Annotated in this window: 20 protein-coding genes; 6 read left to right on the plus strand and 14 right to left on the minus strand. The window is 64.7% G+C overall.

All coding sequences use genetic code 11. From position 1 onward, the window contains the following. Nucleotides 1-199 precede the first annotated feature (199 nt). Entirely contained in the window at nucleotides 200-2,530 is a 2,331-nt protein-coding gene (locus FGE21_RS04030) for a mechanosensitive ion channel family protein (protein ID WP_139662080.1), read from the plus strand. Between the two features lie 179 nt (nucleotides 2,531-2,709). Here FGE21_RS04030 and FGE21_RS04035 read toward each other — a convergent pair whose 3' ends face one another. The 5 genes from FGE21_RS04035 to FGE21_RS04055 are packed head-to-tail and all read right to left on the minus strand — an operon-like array spanning nucleotide 2,710 to nucleotide 10,015. After that, nucleotides 2,710-4,062 (minus strand): CoA transferase, encoded by a 1,353-nt coding sequence (locus FGE21_RS04035; protein WP_139661867.1) that lies wholly within the window; start codon nucleotides 4,060-4,062, stop codon nucleotides 2,710-2,712. Further along, on the minus strand, nucleotides 4,059-5,228 hold the full coding sequence (locus FGE21_RS04040; RefSeq protein ID WP_139661869.1) for an ABC transporter permease: 1,170 nt from the start codon (nucleotides 5,226-5,228) through the stop codon (nucleotides 4,059-4,061). The genes FGE21_RS04035 and FGE21_RS04040 overlap by 4 nt, the downstream gene beginning before the upstream one ends. Continuing rightward, a complete protein-coding gene (locus tag FGE21_RS04045) occupies nucleotides 5,225-6,253 on the minus strand; it encodes an ABC transporter permease (protein WP_139661870.1) in 1,029 nt (342 codons plus the stop codon). The genes FGE21_RS04040 and FGE21_RS04045 overlap by 4 nt, the downstream gene beginning before the upstream one ends. Further along, the gene (locus FGE21_RS04050) at nucleotides 6,253-8,208 is read right to left on the minus strand and encodes an ABC transporter substrate-binding protein (RefSeq protein WP_139661872.1); all 1,956 of its coding nucleotides are present in this window, start codon (nucleotides 8,206-8,208) and stop codon (nucleotides 6,253-6,255) included. Before FGE21_RS04050 ends, FGE21_RS04045 begins: the two co-directional genes overlap by 1 nt. After that, on the minus strand, nucleotides 8,201-10,015 hold the full coding sequence (locus FGE21_RS04055) for an ABC transporter ATP-binding protein (RefSeq protein WP_139661873.1): 1,815 nt from the start codon (nucleotides 10,013-10,015) through the stop codon (nucleotides 8,201-8,203). Before FGE21_RS04055 ends, FGE21_RS04050 begins: the two co-directional genes overlap by 8 nt. Before the next feature lie 355 nt (nucleotides 10,016-10,370). Here FGE21_RS04055 and FGE21_RS04060 point away from each other — a divergent pair, with 355 nt between their 5' ends. From FGE21_RS04060 to FGE21_RS04070, 3 genes are all read left to right on the plus strand, one after another. Further along, nucleotides 10,371-10,862, plus strand: a complete 492-nt coding sequence (locus tag FGE21_RS04060; protein ID WP_139661875.1) for a class I SAM-dependent methyltransferase — start codon at nucleotides 10,371-10,373, stop codon at nucleotides 10,860-10,862. A 199-nt stretch (nucleotides 10,863-11,061) separates the two neighbouring features. Further along, nucleotides 11,062-11,691, plus strand: a complete 630-nt coding sequence (locus FGE21_RS04065; RefSeq protein WP_139661877.1) for a glutathione S-transferase family protein — start codon at nucleotides 11,062-11,064, stop codon at nucleotides 11,689-11,691. 149 nt (nucleotides 11,692-11,840) lie between these two features. After that, entirely contained in the window at nucleotides 11,841-12,515 is a 675-nt protein-coding gene (locus FGE21_RS04070; protein ID WP_139661878.1) for a TetR/AcrR family transcriptional regulator, read from the plus strand. Nucleotides 12,516-12,902: 387 nt separating this feature from the next. Here FGE21_RS04070 and FGE21_RS04075 read toward each other — a convergent pair whose 3' ends face one another. Beyond that, entirely contained in the window at nucleotides 12,903-13,292 is a 390-nt protein-coding gene (locus FGE21_RS04075) for a DUF3307 domain-containing protein (protein ID WP_139661880.1), read from the minus strand. Between the two features lie 272 nt (nucleotides 13,293-13,564). Between FGE21_RS04075 and FGE21_RS04080 the strand changes: the two genes are divergently transcribed. Beyond that, the gene (locus FGE21_RS04080; RefSeq protein ID WP_370285446.1) at nucleotides 13,565-16,573 is read left to right on the plus strand and encodes an ABC transporter transmembrane domain-containing protein; all 3,009 of its coding nucleotides are present in this window, start codon (nucleotides 13,565-13,567) and stop codon (nucleotides 16,571-16,573) included. A gap of 107 nt (nucleotides 16,574-16,680) precedes the next feature. Next, on the plus strand, nucleotides 16,681-17,529 hold the full coding sequence (locus FGE21_RS04085; RefSeq protein WP_139661882.1) for a fumarylacetoacetate hydrolase family protein: 849 nt from the start codon (nucleotides 16,681-16,683) through the stop codon (nucleotides 17,527-17,529). Nucleotides 17,530-17,589: 60 nt separating this feature from the next. On the opposite strand, the gene FGE21_RS04090 is transcribed toward FGE21_RS04085, so the two are convergent. From FGE21_RS04090 to FGE21_RS04125, 8 genes are all read right to left on the minus strand, one after another. Continuing rightward, a complete protein-coding gene (locus tag FGE21_RS04090; RefSeq protein WP_255731342.1) occupies nucleotides 17,590-17,904 on the minus strand; it encodes a metalloregulator ArsR/SmtB family transcription factor in 315 nt (104 codons plus the stop codon). A 214-nt stretch (nucleotides 17,905-18,118) separates the two neighbouring features. Beyond that, a complete protein-coding gene (locus FGE21_RS04095; RefSeq protein ID WP_139661883.1) occupies nucleotides 18,119-19,351 on the minus strand; it encodes a mandelate racemase/muconate lactonizing enzyme family protein in 1,233 nt (410 codons plus the stop codon). A 123-nt stretch (nucleotides 19,352-19,474) separates the two neighbouring features. After that, nucleotides 19,475-20,566 carry a Zn-dependent alcohol dehydrogenase gene (locus FGE21_RS04100; protein ID WP_139661885.1) on the minus strand — a complete coding sequence of 364 codons (1,092 nt, stop codon included), beginning with the start codon at nucleotides 20,564-20,566 and terminating at the stop codon, nucleotides 19,475-19,477. Between the two features lie 128 nt (nucleotides 20,567-20,694). Further along, nucleotides 20,695-21,933 carry an MFS transporter gene (locus tag FGE21_RS04105; RefSeq protein ID WP_139661887.1) on the minus strand — a complete coding sequence of 413 codons (1,239 nt, stop codon included), beginning with the start codon at nucleotides 21,931-21,933 and terminating at the stop codon, nucleotides 20,695-20,697. Between the two features lie 15 nt (nucleotides 21,934-21,948). Further along, complete coding sequence (locus FGE21_RS04110; RefSeq protein WP_139661889.1) at nucleotides 21,949-22,662, minus strand: alpha/beta fold hydrolase; 714 nt, start codon at nucleotides 22,660-22,662, stop codon at nucleotides 21,949-21,951. Continuing rightward, nucleotides 22,655-23,458, minus strand: coding sequence for a 3-oxoadipate enol-lactonase (pcaD, locus tag FGE21_RS04115; protein ID WP_139661891.1), 804 nt, complete (start codon nucleotides 23,456-23,458; stop codon nucleotides 22,655-22,657). Before pcaD ends, FGE21_RS04110 begins: the two co-directional genes overlap by 8 nt. A 168-nt stretch (nucleotides 23,459-23,626) precedes the next feature. Further along, the gene (locus FGE21_RS04120) at nucleotides 23,627-24,604 is read right to left on the minus strand and encodes a threonine/serine dehydratase (RefSeq protein ID WP_139661893.1); all 978 of its coding nucleotides are present in this window, start codon (nucleotides 24,602-24,604) and stop codon (nucleotides 23,627-23,629) included. Then, complete coding sequence (locus FGE21_RS04125) at nucleotides 24,601-25,449, minus strand: alpha/beta fold hydrolase (RefSeq protein WP_139661895.1); 849 nt, start codon at nucleotides 25,447-25,449, stop codon at nucleotides 24,601-24,603. The genes FGE21_RS04120 and FGE21_RS04125 overlap by 4 nt, the downstream gene beginning before the upstream one ends. Nucleotides 25,450-25,491: the final 42 nt, after the last annotated feature.

A 25,491-nucleotide genomic window follows, 5' to 3' on the forward strand; every position in this document is an offset into this window, starting at 1 on the left:
GAACACGCGTGGCCAAAAACGCAGGCGGTTAAACAAGCGTGATATAGCCTGCGTGCCTCTGGCATGCAATCAAACCAATGGGGTCTGAGCCTGATCCTGGGTGCAAAATCGACAGTCGCGTGCCTTTTGAACCGAAAATGACGCGGTTTTGGTCAGAAAAGGCGGAGGAAAAGCTATCGTGCAGAGCCTGTTGAATTTTATGCGTTTCGCTGTGATGCCGCTTGCGCTGATCCTGTCGATGGCACTTGCGGCTTTTGCACAGGAGGGGCCGGGCGGTGGCGAGGAGAGCCCGCTGGCAGCCGCCATTCGTGAGGCGGCAGAGGCCGGTGTAGGGGTGGTGATTCTGGATGGCCGTGGCCAGCCGGTCACGGCCGCCGGGGATGCGCCGCCGACGCCGGTTGCCGAGACCGACCTGCTCATGGAGGGGGCGTCGTCGGTGATGAAGGCCCAGACCGAGGTGCGGGCCTTTCGCGAACAGTTGAACGACCGGCTTGAGGCGCTGCCCAATTCTCTGATCGAGATGGCCTATATCCTGCGCGCCACCAGCCCGGACGGGCGTATCATGACCTATCTCGAGGTGCTCGGGACCACCACGCTGCTGCTGTTGATCGGGCGCTGGCTGTCCAACCGGGTCTATGGCGAGCGGCTGATCAAACGGTTTGTGGTGGCGCGCATCCAGGACCGGCCCGAAGGCTATGCGGGCAAAATGCCCTTTCTGCTGATGCGGTTCGCGACCGGCCTGGGCGCGACCTTCCTCGCCATGGTCTTTGCGGCGGCGGTGACGCTTTTGGTGTTTGGACCCTCGGGAGATGTCTCGGTGGAGTTCACCTCGCTGGCGGTCTATCTGACCTTCTTTGCGGCGCGCACCATGTCGGACCTGTGGCGGATGGTGCTGTCGCCCTACCTCAGCCAGTATCGCATCCCGAGCCTCGGCGACCGCGAGGCGAAGCGGTTGTACTTCTGGTTGTCGGCGTTGGCGGCGTTTGATTTCGCGGCGGTGATGTTTTCCACCTGGGTTCAGGATTTCGGCCTCACCTACAATATCTACGCGCTCACCTACGCCATTCTGATGCTGGCCTCTTCTCTGCTGGGCATCCTGCTGGTGCTGGTCAATGCGCGCGCGATCTCGCGGGCGATCCGCACCGTGCGCGAGGGTCATGGTCTGGCCTGGCCGGCCCGGCTGCTGTCGTGGATCTGGGCGCCGATGATCCTGATCTACATCTTTTTCGGCTGGCTTGCGCTGGCCTTTGATCTGGTCCTGGAACGGCCGAGCCCGGTGCCGCCGATCATGGGGCTCTTTGTGGTGCTGACCTCGATCCTGGTGGTGTATGGCCTGACCAACTACGCGATCGAACAATTCTCCCGCCGCCGCCGACTGGTGCGGCCCGCGCCTGCCCCGGAAGATACGGCGGCGGATGAGGGTGGCAGCATCCCCGCGGCGCCTGTGCCGGATCCCGGCGCGGGCAAGCTGCGCCATCCGGTTGCCTCCTACACGGATCTGGCGCGCCGCGCCGCGGGCATTCTGGCCTTTGCCGGCGGCACGGTGGCGCTGGTCTACGTCTGGAACCCGGAGTTTTCGGTGGCGGAGGGATCGATCCTCGACCGCATTCTGGATGTGCTGGCGATCCTGTTCATCGGCTATCTGGTGTTTCATGTGGCCCGGATCTGGATCGACAGCAAGATCGAGGAAGAGAGCGAGGACCAGTCCGCGGAGGGCGAGTTGGGCGATGAGGGCGGTGGCACCAGCGCCAGCCGCCTGGCGACCCTGCTGCCGCTGTTCCGAGGCGCTATTCTGGCAGTGGTCGTCGTGTCCATCGTCTTGATTGTACTGATGGAAATCGGCATCAACGTCAGCCCGCTCTTTGCCGGGGCCGGGGTGGTCGGGCTGGCGGTCGGCTTTGGCTCTCAGACGCTGGTCCGGGATATTTTCTCGGGCGCGTTCTTCCTGATTGATGATGCGTTCCGGCGCGGTGAATACATCGATATCGGCAGTGTCAAAGGCACGGTCGAGAAGATCTCGGTCCGGTCGTTCCAGCTGCGCCATCATCTTGGAGCGCTGCATACCATCCCGTTCGGCGAAATTCAGGTGCTGACCAATTATTCGCGCGACTGGGTGATCATGAAACTGCCGCTGCGGGTCACCTATGACACCGATGTGGAGAAGGTGCGCAAGCTGATCAAGACGCTGGGGCAGGAGTTGCTGAAGGATGAGGTGATTGGCGACAATTTCATTCAGCCGCTGAAGTCGCAAGGGGTGATCGAAATGCAGGATTCTGCGATGATCATCCGGGTCAAATTCATGACCAAGCCGGGAGATCAGTGGTTGGTGCGCAAGAAGGTGTTCCAGGAAATCCGCGATCTCTTCGAACGTGAGGGCATCCGGTTCGCGCATCGCGAAGTCACGGTGAGGGTGGTGGATCAAAACACGGAGCCGGGGTCTGATGCGGTCCGCAGAACAGCGCTGGGCGCGGCGCAGGCCGTGATCGAGGAGGAGGAGCTGGACGCAAATCCGGATGACGATGATCGCTGAGACAGGCGTCCTGTCCGAGCCGTGTGGTGCTCCCGCCCCCGCACGGATGCACAGGTGCCCTGTTCATCGCTTGGAGTTGGGCCTGGCGCCGCGCGCGCCCCGGTAGGGGCGCGCGCGGCGCGGGTCGCATCGGGCGTTGCCCGATGCGAAACACCTCACGGTGCAGGGCGAATTTCGCGCTAGATATCGGCTGCGGGCCAGTCCGCCGCGTGGGTGCCGCTCCGGGTGGCTGGCAGGAACCAGCCCATCTGGCACCCGGGCAGCGCCAGCGGGGGACGCAGACGCCTGGCCGGGCCCCAGCCGCTCACCTCATGACCGGTATAGTCCGTCTCTGCGGCGCCGAAGATGGCAGGCCCGTCGAGATGGCGCGGCAGAGCGGCCAGTTCTTCCGCCATCCGGGCCAGCGACAGCCGCGCGGTGCAGACCGTTTGGCCTGCTGCGGCGGCGCTCAGCGTATTGAGGATAGCCGCCGCCATCAGATAGCCGGTAGCATGGTCCAGCGCCTGAACCGGCAAGGGGACCGGCTCCTCGGACGCGGCCCGGTGCGGGCCCGCATGGGCCAGCCCTGAACTCATCTGCACCAGGCTGTCGAACCCTCGCCGCAGGGCCCAGGGCCCGGTCCAGCCATAGGCATCCAGCGTCACCTCTACCCGGTTGGGTGCGATGGCGTCGCGTGTGGCCAGATCCAGCCCCAGCGCCTCCAGAGCCCCGGGCCGATAGCCATGCACCAGCACGTCGGCCTGCGACAGCAGCTTTTTCACCCTTGCGCGCCCAGCATCCGTCCGCAGATCCAGCTGCGCCATGTATTTTCCCGGCGCAATATCCGGCAGCCCCCCCGGTTCATCCCAGCCCGGCGGGTCGATCCGCAGCACATCGGCGCCGAACCCGGCCAGCGTGCGGGTGCTGACCGGACCGGCCAACACGCGCGTCAGATCGAGCACCCGCAACCCCGCCAGCGGCCGGGCGAGACAGGCCGCAGGGCGATCGCGCAGGACAATATCGCGCGGCGCGGTCCAATCGATCAGAGGCTCCTGCGCAACGGCCGCGCCCTGCGGATGCGCCAGCCAGCTCTCCCGGCTGCGCAGGGCAGCAGCGGCGCCGCCCGCCCCGACCACGGCCGTCTCCAGCGTCTCGCCTGACCACTTCGCGACGGCCGCTGTCACCGCCTCCCGGTCTTCGGCGCAGCCAAGCACCCGCAGCGCGGCCTCACGGTGATGGGGCAGGTTGGTATGCAGGCGGATCCAGCCATCGGCACAGGCATAATTGCCTGCAATCGGGTCCCAGAGCGAGGGCATCTCCCAGCCCTCGGGACGAAAGGAGGACCCGAACCACAGGGAGGCCAGCCGCTGATCGACGGTGACCGGCGGCGCGGATGGCGCGAGGTTCAGGGCGGCAATCAACCGGGCCAGCTCCTGCCCGACGGCGGCGAGCGCGGCATTGGCCAGCTCTGATATGGCATAGGCGCCGGGACGCCGGCCTGTGCCGGTGACCTGACAGGACCCGGGTCGGGGCAGGGAGGTCAGCCGCGTCATTGCTGGTAGGGGTCGAGACTGTCGCGGAGCCCGTCGCCCAGGAAATTGAAGGCCAGAACCACAACGATGATCGGCAGCATCGGAATCGCGGTCCAGGGGTAGATCTCGATATTGGCGAGGTTCTGCGCGTCGTTCAGCATCACGCCCCAGCTGACCGCAGGCGCCCGCAACCCGAGACCGAGAAACGACAGCGCCGTCTCGCCGAGGATCATCGCCGGGATCGACAGGGCGGCGGAGGCGATCAGGTGGCTCATGAAATTGGGCAGCAGATGCCTGCGGATCACCCGGCCCGACGACGCCCCCATCATCTCGGCGGCGCGGACGTATTCTTCTTCGCGCAGGGACAGGAACTTGGCCCGCACCGAACGCGCCAGACCGGGCCAGTCGAGAATGCCGAGGATGATCGAGATGATGAAGAATACGGCCACCGGCGACCAGTTCGAGGGCACCGCAGCAGACAAGGCAAGCCACAGCGGCAATTCCGGCAGCGAGCGCAGGATCTCGATGGCGCGGTTGATGACCCAGTCGATCGTGCCGCCGAAATACCCCGCAACAGAGCCGAAGAAGATCCCCAGCACAAAGGACACGGTGATGCCGATCAGCCCCACGGTCAGCGACAATTGCGCCCCGAACAGGATGCGGCTGAAGATATCGCGCCCCAGCCGGTCAGAGCCCCAGAGAAACAGCGTGGCGCCTTCGGGGGGGCAGACCAGATGGGTGTCGGCGGGGATCAGACCGGCCAGCCGGTATTGCGACCCCTCGCAGAAGAACCGCAGCCGCTGCGGGTTGTCGTAATCGGGTTTCACCACCCATTGAAAGGTTTCCAGATCCGCCTCGGAGGTCATGGGATAGATGAACGGACCGAGGAAATCGCCCTCGTGGAACAGTTTGACCCCCTGCGGCGGCGAATAGATATGCTCGGCGTCGCGGTCGTTGGGGCCATAGGGCGCAACAAAGCCCACAAACGGCAGCATCAGATAGCAAAACAGCAGAAAGGCACCGGAGATCAGGCCCAGCCGATGGGTCCGGAACTTGCGCCAGATCAGCAGCCAGTTCGGCGCATCCAGATCCTTGCGCTCCAGCTCCCGCAGCGCCGCCCCCGGCGTATAGGGGGCGGTGTCGACGTAGCGGTCATCGCAGCGGCTGTCGGAGGGGTCACGGCTCATGTGTCGCGGCTTTCATAGCGGATGCGCGGATCCAGAAGAACCAGCAGCACGTCAGAGATCATGGTGCCGATCAGGGTCAGCAGGGCGACAAACATCAGCACGAAGCCGGACAGGAACATGTCCTGCGATTTCAGCGCCTGCAGCAGCACGGGGCCGATGGTCTGCAAGCCCAGCACCACCGACACCAGCACCGATCCGGAGACCATGGCAGGCAGCAGGTTGCCGATATCGGCAACGAAGGGGTTGAAGGCCACACGCAGGGGGTATTTCATCAGCATCCGGCTCGGGCGCATGCCCTTGGCCACGGCGGTCTCCACATAGGGTTTGCCCAGCTCGTCGAGCATATTGGCCCGCAGGCGCTGCATCATCGCCGAGGCGCCGGAGGTGCCGATCACGAAGGTCGGCACGATCAGGTGGATCAGGATCGACCGGACCTTCTCCCAGCTCATCGGTTCGCCCTCGTACTCGGGCGCCATCAGGCCGCCGATGGGCAGGCCGAGGTATTGATGGCCGTAGTAGAACAGGATCAGCGCCAGCAGGAAATTCGGCGTCGCAAGGCCCAGATAGCCGATGAAGGCCGCCGTATAGTCGATCATGGTGCGTGATTTCGCGGCCGCCAGAACACCAAGTGGCAGGGCGACCAGATAGACAAACAGCACCGCCGCAAGGTTCACCAGCACGGTGAGCCAGAGGCTGTCGCCGACAATTTCCGAGACGGGGCGGTCAAATTCAAACGACCAGCCGAAATTGCCCTGCAACATGCCCGAGAAGCCGTGCGGGCCGGGCAGCAGGCCCATCCAGATGAAATACTGCTGCCACAGGGGCTTGTCCAAGGCGTATTCGCGGCGCAGGAATTCGGCCTTGGCAACGCCCGCCTCCTGTCCGGTGGCGCGCAGCTCGGCGATCTGGTTGGACAGGAAATCCCCCGGCGGCAGGTTGATGATGCAGAACACCAGCACCGACACCAGCAGCAATGTGAGCAGCATGGTACCAAACCGATAGAGTGCGTAGCGCAGGATCTCCATCAGCCGTCGCCATCCTCAAAGAAGAATTCATCGATCCGGTGCACACCGAAATGGGCGCCGGGATCCCAGGCCCAGATGGCGGTCTTTGGCACATTGCGCAGGCGGTTGGAGACCACGACCGGCTGCGGCGCCCCGGCGACGATGCCGATGGCAAAGACGTTGTCGGCATGGATCTGCAGCATCTCGCGCCAGGCATCGGCGCGCATGGTGGCGTCCTCGGCCAGGTTCCAGTCCTGCAGCAGCTGCATCAGGCGCTGGGCGGGTTCCATATCCGGTGCCTCGCCCACGGCGCCGCCCGTCTGGTGGTACTGGCCCCATTTCGGCCAGGACAGAAAGACCTGATCGGTGGGGGCGAGATAGGCGGGCGAGGTATAGCTCTGCGGCAGACCATTGTCCCAGCCATACCAGACCGAGGCCATGGTGGTGCCGGAGAACACCCGGTTGCGCAGGATGTCGCGGTCCAGGGGCCGCATCACCAGCTTGACGCCGATGTCGCGCCAGTCGTCGGTGATGATCTGCAGGGCGTTCTCCACCTCCTGACGTTCGCCGGCGGTCTCGATGACCAGCTCCATCGGGCGGCCGTCGGGAAGGCGGCGGATGCCATGGCCGTCGCGTTCGGTCAGGCCTGCCTCATCCAGCAGCGCATTGGCCAGATCCGGGTCAAACTGCGCCCATGCATCGCGCAGCTCCTGCGAGAAGAACGGGCTTTGTTCCAGCACGGTCATGGCGCCTGGTTTGGCCAGTTTGAAATAGAGCGATTTGTTGATCGCGGCCCGGTTGATCGCCACCGAGAGTGCTCGGCGGACCCGCACATCGCGCAGGATCGGGCGCCAGACATCATCGACGGTATTGAGATTCGGGTAGATCGCGATCTGCGAGGCGGTGCCGGAGGACCACAGCTCGGTCCGGTAGCCGCCTGCGGCCTCGCCCTTGCGCAGGATCGGGATATCGCGGAAGTCCAGCCCGCGCGCCTGCAGGTCGGCCTCACCGGCGTTGGATTTCGCCGCCACCAGCCCGCCGGAGACGATCTCCATTTCGACGGTATCGATATAGGGCAGCTGCACGCCATTCTCATCGATGCGGTGGTAATAGGGGTTGCGCGTGAAGGCGTGGCGGATTTTCTTGCCCTGGGTGGCGTTGAGCCAGGGCTGCAGGGTGGGCAGGTCCGGATTGTCGAACTTGTCCATATTATCGAGCTTGTTATGGAGCGCGGCCCAGCTTTTGACACGGGCATAGTCGATCTCCTCCGCCAGTGTTTCGGGGTCGGCAAAATCCTTGTGGAACTGTTTCAGATAGGCGGAGGGGCGATAGATGAAGGGCGGTGCGGCCTGCGCCAGGGTCTGCAGGAAGCCGGGGTTGGGCTGGCTCCATTCAAACACCACCGTGGTGGCATCGGGAAAGCTGACCTGCGGCAATTCGCCGTCGACGCGCACGAAATCCGGCGGGCCGGTGGGGTTCAGTTCCGCGTTGTTGACGATGTGGACCCACCAATATTCGAAATCCGCCGAGGTGAACGGATCCCCCGAGGACCAGCGGTGACCGGGGCGCAGATGCAGGGTGAATTTGTGGTCCGCCTCGCTCTCGAAACTTTCGAGGATATCGGGCACCAGATCGTAGGCGTCATTATACCCCACAAGCCGGGCATAGCCGTAGACCACCATCTGCCGGATGTCCTTGGAGCGGGTCACCATGGTGTTGAGCGTGCCGCCCTGCACGCCGGGGGTGCGACCCCGCGCGGTCAGGTTCACCACCAGCGGGGTCGCGGGGATCCGCTCTGCCACGGGGGGCAGGGTGCCTGCCTCGACCTCGGCGCGCAGGAATTCGCTTTCCTGCGGGAGGGGGCGGTCACTGGCGGCCAGCGGCAGCGCCGAAAGGGCCAGAGACAGGGCTGCCGGCAGGAGTGCAGGTAGCGCGCAGACAGCGCGGCGAATGAAAAAGTCTCGGGCATTAAACATGGCAACGCACCTTGTGTCCGGGGTCCAGCGGCACCAGGGGCGGGGCGTCCTGTCCGGCAAAGCGGAAGGCCTCCGGCCAGTTTTCCGGCGCACCGGCGCCCTGGGCTACGAGTTTCAGGTTGATGGGCCGGTCAACGTCCGGCACCGGCTGAGCGGCAATCAACGCCTTGGTATAGGGGTGTTTGGGGTCATGAAACAACACCTCCGGCGGCGCCTGTTCGACGATCATGCCACGGCGCATCACCGCCACTTCATCGGCAATGCGGGCCACCACCGCAAGGTCGTGGCTGATAAACAGATAGGACAGTTGCCGGGCATCTCGAATCTCTTCCAGAAGCGAGAGGATCTGCTCCTGCACCGAGACATCCAGCGCCGAGGTCGGCTCGTCGCAGACCAGAAGCTTCGGGTCGAGCATCAGGGCGCGGGCAATCGACAGGCGCTGGCGCTGCCCGCCGGAGAACGCATGCGGAAATCGTGTCAGCATGTCGGTGGGCAGCCCCACGAGGCCCAGCATCTCTGCCGCGCGGTCGCGGTGATCGGCCCGTTGATTGGCCCGGCTGCCGGTGCCGTGGATCTCCAGCGGTTCAGAGAGCGTATCAAGGATCCGCTGGCGCGGGCTGAGCGAGGAATAGGGGTCCTGGAACACCATCTGCGCCTGTCGTTGAAAGGCGCGCCGGGCCGCGCGTTCCATGTCGTGGACGCGCAACGGATCCGCGCCGGCTGTGGCGCGGAACAGCACCTCGCCGCCCGGGTCCACGGTCTCGGCTCCCAGTGCGATCCGGGCGGCTGTGGTCTTGCCGGAGCCGCTCTCGCCGACGATGGCCAGGGTGGTGCCGCGGGGCAGTTCCAGATCCACCCCCTCGCAGGCGCGCACCAGCGTCGGTTTGCTCCAGCTCTTGCCGGAGCGCAGGGTGAAGGTCTTTGTCACATGTTTCAGTTCGAGGATCAGATCCTTGTCCTGTCCCTTTGTGCCGGTATCGCGCCCTGCAGTGGGGTGTTGCGGGATCTTGGGCGCCGCGTTGAACAGCTCCTGAGTATAGGGATGCGCCGGGGCGCGCAGGATCGGTTCGGCGGCGCCGGCCTCCATCACCCGGCCCTTGTGCATGACCACCACCTGTTCCGCCATATTGGCGACCACCCCGAGGTCATGGGTGACAAGGATCATCGCCATGCCGGTTTCCTGCTGCAGCTCTTTCATCAGCCCCAGCACCTGCGCCTGGGTGGTCACATCCAGCGCGGTGGTCGGCTCGTCCGCGATCAGCAGTTCCGGTTTGGCCACCATCGCCATGGCGATCATCGCCCGCTGGCGCATCCCGCCGGAGAGCTCGAACGGGTAGGACCGCCAGGTGCGCTCCGGGTCGGGAAAGCCGACGCGCTCGAAACACTCCAGCACCTGACGTTTGGCCTCCGCCTCGGAAGTGCGGCCATGCAGGTGAAGCACCTCGGACACCTGATTCCCGATCCGGTGCAGCGGCGACAGCGAGCGCATGGGCTCCTGAAAGATCATCGCGATGCGGTTGCCGCGCACATGGCGCATTTGCTTCTCGCTGATCCGTGCCAGATCCAGATCGCCGCTGTCATCGCCGCCGTCGCCTTTGCCCGCCAGGATCATGCGACCGCAGGTCAGCCGTGCCGCGCGCGGAAGGATGCGCAAAATTGCGCGGCAGCTGATGGTCTTGCCGGACCCACTTTCCCCGACAATCGCCAGCGTTTCACCGGCGGCGACAGAAAAGCTCACATTTCGGACGACCGGGTTGTCCTTCCCGAATCCGATACTTAGATCTTCTACGGACAGGAGGGGGCGCATTCAGCTACCCCTGCCGCACGATGGCTGCGCAAGACTGGTGATGAGAAAGCTCCCTGGTTTTTTCCGCATCTTCGCGCGGGCTGCCCCTTGTAGTCAAATGTCATTTACCAGTGGTAAAAGACAGTTGCGGCGAGTGTGACCATCCGGCCCGTGTTTGGCGTGTGTTTGGCCCGTCTTTGGCCTGAAGTCCGACCATGTCCGAAACGTGATCGCCACGATTGCTGCAATGCGGCCGTCGGGCTGATAGTCCGAAGTTGCGACACAAACGCGACAGATGGCGCAGATTGCCGCAGATTGCCGCAGATTGCCGCAGATTGCCGCAGGTGCGGCGCAAGCACGAGCAAAAGGATCGCAAATGCCGACAAGACTGGATGTTTTTATCGACCGGATGGTGTCTCAGCGCGCCTGTCTGGACTATGCCATCGCCGAAACCGATGCGCTGGCGGGGCCGGTGTTCGAACTGGGTCTTGGCAATGGGCGCACCTATCATCACCTGCGGCACAGGGTTCAGGGGCGGGACATATTCGTCTTTGAACGCGCGGTCGGTGCCCATCCTGACAGCGTTCCGCCCGCTGACCGGACAATATTGGGCGATGTGCGCGAGACGCTGCCTGCGGCGGTGCGCCGCTTTGGCCCCGCCGCGAGCCTGATTCATGCGGACCTTGGCGGTCACAACCCGGAAAAGAACGATGCGTTTGCCCGGCTGGTTTCGCCTCTTGTGGAGCCACTGCTGGCGCCGGGAGGGATGATGGTTTCGTCGGACCGGATGTATTTCGATGCATTGAGCGAGCTGGCCCTGCCGGAGGGGGCGGTGCCGGGGCGGTGTTTCGTCTACAGGCGCACCTGATCCGCAGGGCTGAGTGGCCCCAAAGGCCCGCGCGAGGCAACAGGGGTGCTGTGGGCAATATGAACGCGACGTGAGGCATTGCAGCGGCCTGTTTTACATAGGCCCGTCTTACATAGGCCCGTATTGCACCGGCCCGTGTTGCAGCGGGCCATGCTGCCGACTAGGATGCCGGGAGCGATGCTGACAGGAGCCCTTGCCGATGATTTTCTTCGATTGTTCTACTGCGCCAAACCCGCGCCGGGCGCGTATGGTTCTGGCGGAAAAAGGGATCGAGGTCGAAACCCATGAGATCTCCATCGCCGCAGGAGAGCAGCTGAGCGAGGCCTATCGCGCCATCAATCCGCAGGCGATGGTGCCTGCGCTGCGGCTGGATGACGGCACGCTGCTGACCGAGAACCTCGGGATCGCCGCCTATCTGGAGGCGCTGCAGCCCGAGCCGCCCCTGCTGGGGCGGGACGCGCGCGAAAAAGGTCTGGTGATGATGTGGACCGCCATCGTCGAAACTCAGGGTGGGATGCCGATTGCAGAGGCGTTGCGCAACGCCCATCCTGCGTTTGAAGATCGCGCGGTTCCAGGCCCTGCCAACCATGCCCAGATCCCGGCCCTGGCAGAGCGGGGCCGAGCGCGGGCGGAGGCCTTTCTGTCCCTGCTGGAGGCGCGGCTGCAGGAGGTGCCCTGGCTGGCCGGGGAGGCGTTCAGTTTCGCCGATATCACCGCCTATGTGTTTCTGGACTTTGCCCGGATTATCCGGATGCGGGTGCCGGACAGCCATAGCGCCACGCTGGCGTGGCAGGCACGCATTGCAGCGCGGCCAAGTGCGCGGGCCTGAGGCGCACGGCTTGCACAACGGGACGCCGCGGGGCAGGGTGGGGCTGTCCTGCGTCAGGATGCGATGGTGCAAGGCGATCTCGGCATGTCCCGTCGCGCCCGCGGATCGGAACCGTCGGGGTCTACCCCTGAATGTAAGGCAGAGCAGATATGACCCATAAACCCCTGTTGCACCGTGACGATCCTGATGCAACGCCGCTGGTCGGCAACATCAAGGTCACCCGTGAGGACTGGCTGAACATCGGTCTGGATGTGCTGATCCGCGACGGGGTCGAACGGGTCAAGGTGCTGGCCCTGGCGGAGGCGATGGGGGTCTCCCGGTCGTCGTTCTATTGGTATTTCAAATCCCGTCAGGAGTTGCTGGACGCGCTTCTGACGCGGTGGGAAGAGACCAATACTGCCGGGCTGATCGCGCAGGCCGCGGCGCCTGCACCGCGGATCACGGGCGCGGTTCTCAATATCTTTCGCTGCATTGCTAACCCGGATCTGTTCAATACGGCGCTGGATTTTGCGGTCCGGGACTGGGCGCGCCGGTCAGAGACCGTGCGGGCCCGGATGCGGGAGGGGGATGCGGCGCGTGTTGCGGCGGTGACGGCGATGTTTGCCCGCTACGGCTGCGCCGAAAAAGAGGCGGTGACCCGGGCCAAGGTACTGTATTACATGCAGTTGGGCTATGACATGGCCGAGCCGGAAGAGAGCCATGCCTATCGATTGATGATGACACCCGAATATCTGAAGGTGTTCACCGGGCAGGCGCCGACTGACGCAGAAATGGCAGAGTTCTCTGACTACAGTCGTCGCTACTGGCCGGATCTGGCGCCGTGATGGCCGGGCAGACTGCTGTTTGGCGGGCGCGCTGACGCGCGGCAGGATGTGTCTGCTGCATGCGCAGCAGACCTGTGCCTCCGGCGGAGGTATTTGAGAAAAGATGAAACAGCTGCGTTGGGACAGGAGCGGTTCGGGTTTTCCCCGGGAATGGATCTGCGATGCGGCTGCCGTATGTTTTGGGGCGGTGTGCCGAATTGACCCTGCGCCGGACCGACGGCTGCGCGCCGGATGGCGATCCAGCCTGGCAAAGGGGCGGCCCCCTGCGATCCGAAGGCCCCGCCGCGCGCTTGCGCGGCGCTACGCCCAACGGGCGGAGATCCTCACGATAGTGCAGGATCGACAACGGGCGGGAGCCCCCCTTCTGTCTGGTTGGACGGGAGGGGCTCAGAACGCCACCATGGCCCAGGCGGCCGTCATCGCCACATAGGTCAGATGGTGCAGCAACTGGTCCATGCCCATCGCGCGCCAGAATGCGCCCTGCGTCGGGTCCAGTTTGTTGCATTCGGTATGATGGGCCTTCCAGAAGTCGATATTGAAATGAACGAGCCATTCCGCAGCGCAGATCGCGGCGATGAACCAGGGCGGGCTGCCGACGATGAACAGTACCACCACGGACGCAAGCGCATGCACGCCTGCGTGCTGGGCACGACCCGGGTGAAAATACTGGCAGCGTCCCGACAGCATCTTTTTGGTCTGCAGGTAAAAGTCGGCAAACATATGCTTGACCTCAAACAGGCACACCAGCAACAGGACGATACCGACATTCTCTGGCAAGATGGACGCTCCTTTCGCAGTTACAGCTTGATGGGGGGGGCAAAGTTCAGGCGGACCTTACGGAGTTTTTCATATATCGCAAATATTGTATTGGACTGTCTGTGACATAGCTCACAGACGTTTCCTCATCATCCAGCTAGCCTGCGGCGGTTGCAAGGTCTGTGGCATGGTTTGTGCCATTGCCTGTAACCGTGAAACCGCGCTACCCATGGCGAACTGATTACCGCATTGTCCTGTCACATGACCGTCGGAGCCCTCCCATAGAACGTTCGCTGTTCCAATTCATCTGGAAATATTCCAAGCGGGATCAGATCGTCCTGCTGCTCGTCACCACCTGCCTGTTTCCGTTGCTGTATCTGACGCTGGAATTGCCCAAGCGGATCATCAACGATGCGATCGGTGCCCAGTCCTCGACTGTTGAGGTCTGGGGCATGAGCTTTGATCAACTCACCTATCTGTGGCTGCTATGTGGTGCATTCCTGTTGGCGGTGCTTGTGCATGGCCTGACCAAGATGCGCATCAACACCATGAAGGGCGTGCTGTCCGAGCGGATGCTGCGCCGGTTTCGCTACAGTCTGATCGCGCGGGTCCTGCGCTTTCCGCAGCCCTATTTCGAACGCACCAGCCAGGGTGAGCTGGTCTCCATGATCACCTCGGAATCGGAACCGATGGGCGGCCTGATGGGCGATGCCGTCAGTCAGCCGGTGCTGCAGGCCGGTCAGATGCTGACCATTCTCTATTTTCTGTTCCTGCAAAGCTTCTGGTTCGGCCTGGCGGCCATTGCGTTGATCCCCCTGCAGGCCTGGGTGATTCCGATGCTGCAGCGCCGGATCAACCGGTTGAACAAGAAGCGGGTCCAGCAGGTGCGCGGGCTGGCCTCCGAGATCGGCGAAAGCGCCGCCGGGGCCTCGACCCTGCGGGTCAACGGGGGCTGGCGCTACCGGATGGCGCGGGTGACAGACCGTCTGGGGCGGCTCTACGAGATCCGCTTTGAGATCTACCAGAAAAAGTTCTTCATGAAGTTTCTCAACAACTTCATCACGCAGCTGACCCCCTTTTTCTTCTATGCGATCGGCGGGTATCTGGTGCTGGAGGGCCGGGTGTCGCTTGGGGCGTTGGTTGCGGCTCTTGCGGCCTACAAGGACCTGGCCTCGCCGTGGAAAGAGCTGTTGGCCTATTACAACCAGACCCAGGACATGGCGGTGCGCTGGGATGTGATCCTCGAACGTTTCGCGCCACCCGATATGGTGGACGAGCATCTGATGGAGGGCGAGCCGGAGGAGCTGCCGCATCTGGACGGGGATCTGGTGCTGGACGGGGTCAGCGTCCGGGATTCGGATGGCAATCTCGTGCTCGAAGAGATCAACGCCACTTTCCCCAAGGGCGAGCTGATCGGCATTGCCGCCCCCTCGGAGGAGGACCGCCGCGCGCTGGCCGAAGTGCTGACCCGGGAGGTCCTGCCTTCGGCGGGCCAGGTCACGGTCGCGGGTCATAATATCCGAGAGCTGCATCAGATGGTCCTGGCCACCCGCATTGGTCATGCGACCTCGCGGCCGGTGTTGTTTCGTGGCTCATTTGGCGAAAACGTTCTGATGCCGCTGCGCATGCGGCCCATGGAAGAGGCCCCGGATATGCGCGCGCAACAGGATGCGGTGCGGGCGGGCAACAGCCCCGATCCATTTGGCGTCAACTGGGTCGATCCCGGTGTTGCGGGATTTCAGCGCACCGAAGAGCTGCGGGACTGGTGGTTGCGGATCGTCGAGGGGATCGGCTCTGACACCGCGCTGCTGCGGCGCGGCATGGATCAGGTCTTTGACAAGAGCGAGCATCCAAAGCTGGCGGAGGCATTGGTCAAGCTGCGGCCGCATGTGCAATTGGCCCTGATGGAGTCGGGGCTGGATGCCTTTGCCCATTTCAACAACCGCGAACGCTATAATCCGGCGCTGCCGGTTGCGGAAAACCTGCTCTATGCCACCCGCTCGGTGCCGATCACCTACGAGCTGCTGCTGCAGCAGACCGAATTCCTGCAGACCGTGCGGCGCATCGGTCTGGACCGGGATCTGGTGAAGCTGGCGCAGGATGTGCTGGAAATGCTGCGCCAGATTTTCGGCATGGATGGCACCACCCACCCGTTGTTCCGCAAACTGGGGCTGGAGGTGTCGGACTATGAGGCCGCCTTGCAGCTGATGCAGAAGATCAAACTGAAGGGGATGGAAACGCTGGACCCGGACGAGCTGGCGCAGATGATGATCGTGCCGTTCTCGATTTCCGCCGAGGCGCTGGGGCCTGCGTTCAGCAGCGAGATCGAGGACCGGATCCTGTATCTGCGCGACACCCATGGCGCCGAGCTGCTGAGTACGTTGAATGATATCTTCGTCCCGCTCTACGAGGGCCATTTCTCGCCGGGGTTCACGGTGTTGGAGAACGCGATCTTCGGCAAGATCTCGGACAGTGCCGGCCCCCGCGCCGAGGATCTGCGCAAGGTTGTGGCCGATGTCATCGACAAGGCCGGCGTGCGGGAGATGGTGGTCGAACTGATCTTTGATCTGCCGGTCGCGGTCGGGGGGCAGGGATTGGGCGCCAGCTTCGCAGAGCCATTGGCGTTTTGCCGCGCCTCGATCAAGCGGCCGGATATCCTGATCCTCGAGGGCGCCCTGGCGAGCTTTGACCGCGACACGCGGCGGGCGATGCAGGACAATCTGCGCGATTTGCTGCCCGATGCGACGCTGATCTTTCTGGAGCCATCGTTCCGCGATCCGGACCGGTTCGATCACTATTTCGAACTGCGGCAGGGCCGCCTGAAGGACGAGCGCGCCGATGACCGGGGCGCGAGCGACGAGGACAGCACCTCGGCGGCGGATCTGTCGCGCAAGCTGCGGGCGCTGGAATCCACAGAGCTGTTTTCCGGGCTCAACCGGCGTCAATTGCGGCTGCTGGCTTTTGGGGCGCGCTGGTACGAGGCGGCGCCGGGCACTGCGGTGTTCAACAAGGATGACGATGCCTCCGACGGTGCCTATATGATCATCGAAGGCGAGGCGGGTTTGTTCCTGCCCGCCGATCACGAGGGCGGCGAGAGCCAGTTGATCGCCAAGGTCGGCCCCGGTCGGCTGGTGGGGGAACTGGGTCTGATCCGCAAGGAACCCCGGGCCCTGACGATGATTGCGGAAACCGACCTCACCTGTCTGCGGATCGGGGAGGAAGAGTTCCTGGCAGTGGTGGAAAATGACGCCAATACGGCGTTCAAGCTGCTGCAGGTGGTGGCGGGCTACGTGTCGAGCTGATGCGGCGCCTGTATCCGGCAGGTCCGGAACCGAGCCGCGCCATCCGCGGGCCCAGCCTTTGGCCTGGCGCGTGGTGCGGCTCTCGATAGTCAACAGGGAGAGATCAGATGAAATTATTTCGGTACCGCACGGGCGCGGGCGTGCGTCCTGGGTTGATGGATGCGGGCGGGGTCGCGCGCGATCTGTCGGGGCATCTGGCCGATGTCGTGCCGGAGACGCTGGATCCGGCGGTGCTGGCGGGGATTGCGGCGCTGGATGCCAGCGCCTTGCCGGCGCTGCAGGGCGAGATCGACTACGCGCCCTGTGTTGGCGGGGTGGGAAAGTTTCTCTGCATCGGACTCAACTATTCCGATCATGCCGAAGAGGTCGGTGCGGCGCCGCCGGAACACCCGATCCTTTTCATGAAAGCAAATTCAGCGATCGTCGGTGCCAATGATATTGTCCGCATCCCGCGCGGTTCTCAGGCGACGGATTGGGAGGTCGAGCTGGGCGTGGTCATCGGTCAGGCGGCCAAATACGTGCCCGTCGAGTCCGCGCTGCAGCATGTGGCGGGCTATTGTGTCATCAATGATGTGTCAGAGCGTGATTTTCAGATGAAGCTGACGGGCCAATGGACCAAGGGCAAGAGTTGCGACACATTCGGCCCCCTCGGCCCCTGGTTGGTCACGGCGGATGAGATCGCCGACCCGCAGGATCTGACGTTGTCCTGCGACGTGAATGGCCAGAGGATGCAAACCGGAAACACCGACAAGATGATTTTCGGCGTGGCCGAGATCATCAGTCATCTGAGCCAGCTGATGACGCTGCATCCGGGCGATGTGATCGCAACGGGGACGCCGCCGGGCGTTGGAATGGGGCAAAAGCCCGATCCTGTCTATCTCCGGGATGGCGATGTAATGGAGTTGGAAATTCAAGGGCTTGGACGGCAGCGACAGGTTGCGCGCGCGGATAGCTGAGCGCCGGACCAACAGGGGCGTGCCGCGTCTGGCGCGGTGCGGACCCTGCCTCAGGACTAATCAGGCGCAGTAGATGCCGTGCAATGTATGCAGGATCTGCGCCGCAGGTCCCGGCGCCAGCGAGTAATAGACTGTCTTGCCGTCGCGGCGGGTTGCAACCATCCCGTCCTCGCGCAGGCGCGACAGCAGCTGGCTGACGGCGGCCTGTCGCTTGTTCAGGCGCGACTCGAGGGCGCCCACGGACAGTTCCGTCTCACTCGCCAGATGGCAAAGGATCATCAGCCGTCCCTCATGGGCCAGGGCCTTCAGAAGGGCGCAGGCCGCTGCGGCGTTTTCTTCCATGTCCTTCATGGACATTTCCCGTGTGTCTATCATATGTCTGTCATGGCGTTTAGCAACTTTCGGACGCGACCGTGATCCTGCGTCATGCAGAATGGTGACGCCACCGTAAAAATGACGCTAATAAGAGTAAGGCCACGGAATGCCGTCACCTCGCAAGAGTTTTCATAACTCTTTATTCATTTTTGCAAACCTCCGCTCAGAAAGGCTTCGATTGCCTCACTGATTTTGGGGAGGCTGCGCAGAGGCGTCAAATCTGAAGGGGCGGCGCGCCTCCTTCGAACAGGTTGCCATTGGCGTAGTCACAGGGCGCTTCCTGCATATTGAGATGCAAGTCATTGCCGGTGAAGGGATGGGCGCGGGCGAGGGCTTCGTCGACATCGATGCCGAGACCTGCGGATGTGGGCAGGGTGATATAGCCGTTGTCGACGCGGATCGTGCTCTTGATCAGCGCATCGTGAAAGGGGGTCTCGATCGTTTCGGCCATCAGGATATTGGGGATGGAGGCGGCGAGCTGGATATTTGCGGCCCATTCCACCGGTCCGGCATAGAGGTGGGGCGCTATCTGCGCGTTGAATACTTCGGCGATGGCGGCGACTTTCTTCATTTCCCAGATGCCCCCAGCCCGCCCGAGCGCCGGCTGCAGGATTTCGGCTGCTCCGCTGCGCAGGACGGCTGCGAACTCTGCCTTGGTGGTCAGGCGTTCGCCGGTGGCGACGGGAATGCGGACAGCGCGGGCCACGCGGGCCATGTCCTCGGTCATGTCGGGGGGCGTGGGCTCTTCGAACCACAGGGGGCTGTAGGGTTCGAGCGCCTGTCCCAGCCGGATCGCACCGGCGGTGTTGAACTGGCCGTGCGTGCCGAACAGCAGGTCGGCCTTGTCGCCGACGGCGGCGCGGATCGCCTTGCAGAAGGCGACGGAGCGGGAAATGTCGGACATGGCGGGCATATGGCCGCCGCGGATCGTATAGGGGCCGGCGGGGTCGAATTTCACCGCCGTATAGCCGCGCGCAACTGCATCGGCGGCGGCTTCGGCGGCCATCTCGGGAGAGGCCCAGAAAGCAGGCAGGGGATGTGCGGCGAGCGGGTAGAGGTAGGTGTAGGCGCGGATGCGGTCGTTCATCCGCCCGCCCAGCAGCGCATGCACGGGGCGGTCACGGTCCTTGCCTAGAATGTCCCAGCAGGCGATTTCCAGCCCTGAGAAGGCGCCGATCACGGTCGGGTCGGGCCGTTGCGTAAATCCGGAGGAATAGGCGCGGCGGAACATCAGTTCGATATTCTCCGGCGACTCGTCCTGCATGTGACGGGCAAAGACATCCTCTATGACAGCGGTCATCGCCGTCGGCCCGACCGTGGAGGCGTAGCATTCGCCCCAGCCGGTGATGCCGGTGTCGGTGGTGAGTTTGACGAGGATCCAGTATCGCCCGCCCCACCCCGGGGCCGGAGGGGCTGTGATGATGACGTCGAGGTCCTGCAGTTTCATGGCTGTCAGCCCTTTGAATAGGTCGGTGTCGGTGGAGGAGGGGGCGCGCGCCGGGGCCGTCGAGGCCCCGGCGCGCGCGGGTCCGGGCCGGACGGGCCCGGACCCTGGGCGGCTGGGGCAGGCCTAGCGGTCGAACAGGATCACATTGCGCTTGGCGCTGCCGGTTTTGGTGTCTGCGATGGCCTCGTTGATCTGCGCCAGCGACCATCGGCCGGAGATCAGCTCATCCAGTTTCAGACGGCCCTGCTGATAGAGGTCAACGATCCAGGGCACATCTCTTTGGATCACCACATCGCCCATCTTGGAGCCCTGCAGCCCCTGGCCGAGGGCGGCCAGAACCACGGGCTCGTACTGTGCCGTCTGGCTGGTGTGGGGCATGCCGATCATGATGGCCCGCCCGCCTACGCCGAGGTAGCGGGGGGCCTGATCGTAGGCGGGAATGGCCCCGACGGTGATCAGTACGACATCAGCCCCCTTGCCGCCGAGGGCCTCGCTGGCCGCGCGCCAGGGTTTGGGGTCGGAGCCAAGCACACCATGGGTGGCGCCGAAATCGCGGGCGATGGACAGTTTTTCCTCGCTCATGTCGACGGCAACGATGCGGCGCGCTCCGGCGATCCGGGCCCCCTGGATTGCATTGAGGCCGACGCCGCCTGCGCCGATCACAACCACGTCTTCGCCGGCGCGCAGTCTGGCGGTGTTGACCGCGCCGCCGACCCCGGTGATCACCCCACATGAAATCAGCGCGGCGACGTCTTTGGGCATGTCAGCGGGGATCTTGACGATCTGCCGCGCGCTGACCACCACCTTTTCGGCAAAGGCACCGCAGTCCATGGCCTGCAGCAATGGCGCTCCGGCTGAGGTGGTCAGAGGCCCCTGGGTTCCGTCCCGCGCGGTGCTGCAGTTGACGGGCCGGCCAGAGGCGCAGGTCGGGCAGGCACCGCAGGCGCGGATCAGGGTGACAATGACGTCATCGCCAGGGGCGAAGCCGTCTACGCCGGGGCCGGTGGCGCTGATACGTCCCGCCGCCTCGTGGCCGTAGACCGCTGGCAGGTGCCCCCCCCAGCCGCCCTCGGCAAAGGAGATATCGCTGTGACAGATCGCGACCGCGTCCAGCGTGACTTCGACCTCGCCCTGTCCGGGAGGCGCAATCCGGATGTCCTCAATTTCAAGCGGTGCCCCAAAGCTGTGGCACACAGCAGCCCGGATGGTTTGCATGATCGTTCTCTCCTTGTCGGTTGATCACAGGGTGACGAGGCGGTGGGCGCCCTGCAATGCGGAAAACGGCGCGGAGATGTCGGTTTTACGTCACGGCACTTTTGGCAGGCTGCGCCCCTGCCGCGGGCTCAGAGCCTGCCGCGCAGAAACAGGGCAAAGCCGCAGGCCATCAGCAGGATCGCCAGCAGAAACGGCGCGCCGGGCAGGTGCAGAGCCGCATCCTCGCGGGTGAAGGCAGCGAAGGTGGCGGTCATCATCAGCGGCGACACGATCATCGAGAGCGCATGGACCGAGGTCATGACCCCCTGCAGCGTACCCTGATGGGTGTCGGCCACGGCGCGCGACAGGATCCCCTGCAGGGCGGGCTGCACAACCGCGCCGAGCGCCGTCACCGGGATCATCATCAAGGCAATGGTGCCGTTGGTGAGGCCCGCAAGTATGGCAAAGCCCAGAATATCGAAGAGCTGCCCGTAGATGACCGTGCGCCGCTCGCCGCCCCACCGCAGGGCGTAGCGCATCAGCCCCCCCTGGACCACGGCGATGGACACGCCGTAGATCGCGAGCGAAACCCCGATGAGAGCAGGGGTCCACCCAAAGGAGGCAGCAGAGTAGTAGGACCAGATGGCAGGATAGACATAGATCGCCACCGAATAGAGGAAATAGACCAGCAGCAGACGGGATATTCCGGGGATCCGCGCGAGGGTGCGGACGGCACCCAGCGGGTTGGCCTCGCGCCAGTCAAAGGCGCGCCGCGTCCGGTCGGTGACGGTTTCCGGCATCACCAGCCAGCCGAGGGCGGCATTGGCGGCGCAGAGTGCGGCGGCGGCATAGAAGGGGGCGCGGGTGCCCAGCTCTGCCAGAAGCCCGCCGAGCAGCGGCCCGAGGACGAAACCGACCCCGAGGGCTGCGCCCAGAAGGCCAAAGTTCCGGGCCTTGTCCTCGGGCCGTGAAATATCCGCCATATAGGCTCCGGCGGTGGCATGGGTGGCGGCGGTGATGCCGCCCACCATCCGGGCGAGCAGCATCAGCCAGAGGCTGCCCGCCGTTGCCATCACCAGATAGTCCAGCGCCAGCGCCGTGAGCGATACCAGCAATACCGGGCGGCGCCCGATGCTGTCGGACAGGCTGCCGACGACGGGGCCGAACAGGAATTGCATGGCGGCGAACCCGGTCGCGAGGATCCCTCCCCAGAGGGCCGCATCCGCCAGTGAGCCGCCGCCGACCTCCTGCAGCAGGCTTGGCATGATCGGCAGGATCAGGCCGATGCCCATGGCGTCGATCATCACCGTGCCCAGCACGAAGACCAGCGTCAGCAGCCGTGGGCGCGCATAGGGGGGCGGGTCTGTCAGGTGGGGCGGTGTCGGCATTTTGCGATGCGGCCCTTACATCCGCGCCATCCGCGCGGCGATCTGGTCGATGAGCGATGCCAGCAGGGCGGGGGCCGCGAAGAAGGGGGAATGGGAGGTCTCGATCGCATGTACATCCGTGGCGGGCCAGTCGGCGACCATGCTGGCCTGATACTCCGGTGGAATGGTCCGGTCCTGGGTGGCGCGAATATAGGCCTTTGGCAGCGCCTCCCAGCTGGCGGGAACGGCCAGCGGCGTCGCCTGCGGCAGGATCGGCTGGGGGCAGAGATGGTCCAGCGCATAGGACAGCGCCTCTGGCGGGCAATCATGACAGAAGAGATCTGCGGCCCGGTCCCGCCGGATGGTATAGCTGTGGCCATCTGCCGATTTGACCGCCGCATCGCCGATGGTCTGGCGCGGGCCGGCCTTGCGCATGTCGATCAGCGACATCTGATGCGTCGGGACATAGGCGCAGAGGTAGATCAATCCGCGCGGGCGGGCGTATTCAACCGCGCCGGTAATGGGAAAGCCGGCCCAGGAGTGGCCGAGCACCAGCGTGTCGGCCGATATCTCGGCCGCAACCGCCCGGCAGGTCTCCTCCAGGGTGACGTCGGCCGGGGGGCGGCCGTCCCCGTGGCCGGGAAGGTCTACGGTGCGCGGGCTGTGACCCAGCGCGGTCAGCGCCGGGATCAGGTCGCGCCAGCACCAGGCGCCATGGCAGGATCCATGGACCAGAAGAATGTCAGCCAAAATGTCCGATCTCCCTCAGGAAGTGTGTCAGCCGCTCTGCGTAGGGGCCGGGTTGGTCAATGCAGGGAACATGCCCGCTGCGCCGCACCAGGGCAAAGCGGGACCCGGGGATCAGATCCACGGTTTCGCGCACCATATCGGGCGGGGTGGAGCCATCCTCAGATCCGGCGATGCCCAGCACCGGCAGCCGCAGCCCGGAGGTCGGCGTGTAGAAATCGGTCCCGGCAATGGCCGCGCAGCAGCCAAGATAGCCATTGACCTGCTGGGTCTCGAAGCGGTGCTGCCAGGGGCTGTGGGCACCAGTGGAGCGGTAGGCCGCGGGAAACCAGCGCGCCATGGTTTCGGCGCTGATGGCGGCGAGGCCACCGGAGCGGACCGCGGCCATGCGACGCTGCCAGATCTCGGCCGTGGCGATTTTGGCGGCGGTGTTGGACAGGACCAGTGCCCGAATTTGATCGAGCCGTTTCACCGCGAGTCCCTGAGCCACCATGCCGCCGATCGACAGGCCGACAAAGACGCAGTCCCGGATTTCGCAGTGATCCAGCAGCCGCTCCGCATCGCGGATCAGGGCTCCCATGGAATAGGGGGGCGCGGGCACCGATGAGCCGCCATGGCCGCGCAGGTCATATGCGAGAATGCGCAGGCTGTGGGCGGGGTCCGCCGTGAGCAGAGCAATGACCTGATCCCAGATCGCAAGATCCGCTCCGAGCGCATGGGCGAAGACCAGCGTCGGCGCATCAGTCGGTCCTGTGAGGCGATAGTTGATCTGGACATCGCCGAGGTCAGCGAGGGGCATGGTGTGCTTTCGTTGCTGTTTTTCGCGAGCTTACGCGGTCACGCAGGGCGGTGCCAGTCCCGACCGGTGGTGCCAGTCCTGACGGGCGGTGCCAGTCCTGACTGGCGGTGGCGAGGGGCCAGCCCCTCGCGCTCCCCGAGGTATTTTTGAAAAGATGAAGCGGCCGGGCTAGAGAAACCGTCCGATGGCGGCTGCGAATATGTCGCTATCCACATTGCCGCCGGTGGCGACCGCGATCACCGCGTCGCCTTCGATGTCTTCGGGGTGGAAGAGGGCCGCGGCGAGAGCGGCGGCGCCGCCGGGTTCGACCACGATCTTCAGCCGTTGAAAGGCCAGCGCCATGGCCCGGAGCGCCTCGTCATCGGTGATGGTGATGCCGGGGCCGCAGAGACGGGACAGGAGCGGCCAGGTCAGCGCGCCCGGGGAGGGCGTGAGGATCGCATCGCAGACCGAGCCCGAGGGGGCCGCGTTGGTCTCGACCTTGCCGGATTTCAGGGAGCGGACCACATCGTCAAAGCCTTGCGGTTCGGCCGGGCGGACGCGCAAGCCGGGGGCGTGGCCTTCGAGCGCGAGGGCGACGCCGGAGGTGAGGCCGCCGCCGCCGCAGCAGACCAGAACATCGGCCTGTGAGACACCCAGGCTGGCGGCCTGTTCGGCGATTTCCAGCCCGGTGGTGCCCTGGCCTGCGATGACCTGCGGATCGTCGAACGGTTTGATCAGGGTCAGGCCGCGCTCTGCCACCAGGGGGGCGGTGACGGCATCCCGGTCCTCTCCTCCGGCGCGGTCATAGAGGATGACCTCGGCGCCTAGGGCACGGGTGTTGTCGATCTTCAGGCGGGGGGCATCCGCAGGCATCACGATCACCGCCGGAGCGCCATGGGCCTGGGCTGCCATCGCCACGCCCTGGGCATGATTGCCGGATGAGAAGGCGACGACGCCGCGTTGGCGCAGCTCCGGGGCGAGGGCGGAGACCGCCGCCCAGCCGCCGCGAAATTTGAACGATCCGGTGTGTTGCAGGCATTCCGCTTTGACCAGCAGGCGCCGGCCCGCGATCTCGTCAAGGAAGGGCGAGGACAGGAGCGGTGTGCGGCGGGCGTGGCCTTTGAGCCGCGCGGCGGCCGCTTCGATCAGGGCAAGAGAGGTCATGACATATCTTTCAGAACGGTGTGGATCAGGGCAATCGCCGGGGCTTCGTCGAGGAAGGGGATATGGCCGCGGTCCGGCAGCTCGACCGCGTGCAGCGCAGGCAGGCGCCGTTGCATTTCTGCGTAGGTATCCGCCGACAGGATATCGGAGTTGGCGCCCCGAATGACGCCAGCGGGGATCCCGGCAAGGGCCTCGAACCAGGGCCAGAGGCTGGGTGGGTCCTCCAGTTCCGCGACGGCGGCCGCCTGGGCCAGCATCGCGTCCCGCAGGCGGAGGTCATAGCGCAGCTCCAGCCCCTCGGGGGTTTCGATGTAGAAAGTCTCCACCTCTTCGCGCCAGCGCTGCGACGGGACGCCGGGAAAGTCAGCGGCCATGGCGCGTTCCAGGGCGACGGCGGCCTCGGCATGGGTTCGGGCGGACGGCGGACGGCCGAGGTAGTCGAAGATACGCCCGAGGCCCGGCGCGGCGATCTCGGGGCCGACGTCGTTCAGGATCACGGCAGAGAGGCGCTCCGGGACTGTGGCGGCCAGCGCCATTGCCACCAGCCCCCCGCGCGAGGTGCCGAGGATGGCGGCGCGGGGCAGGCCGAGGTGATCCATCAGCGCCACCACATCGAGGGCCTCGGTGACGATGTTGTAGCTGGCGGGGTCTGCCGCGTAATCCGACCGCCCCCGCCCCCGCAGGTCAAGCAGGATGACCCGGTAGTCTGCGAGATGCGGCAGCGCGTAGCGAAAATCCTGCCCGTCCCGGGTCAGGCCCGGCAGGCAGATCAGCGGCTTGCCCTGTGGGGTGCCATGGTCTTCGTAGTAGAGGGAGAGAGCGTCTGCGGTGTCGAAGCGGCTCATGCGGTGGGTCCTGAACAGGTTGGGGTTGCGGGGAGGGCAGGG

This window comes from Phaeobacter sp. B1627 (assembly GCF_006265095.1).
In the GTDB taxonomy this organism is placed as follows: Bacteria; Pseudomonadota; Alphaproteobacteria; order Rhodobacterales; family Rhodobacteraceae; genus Epibacterium.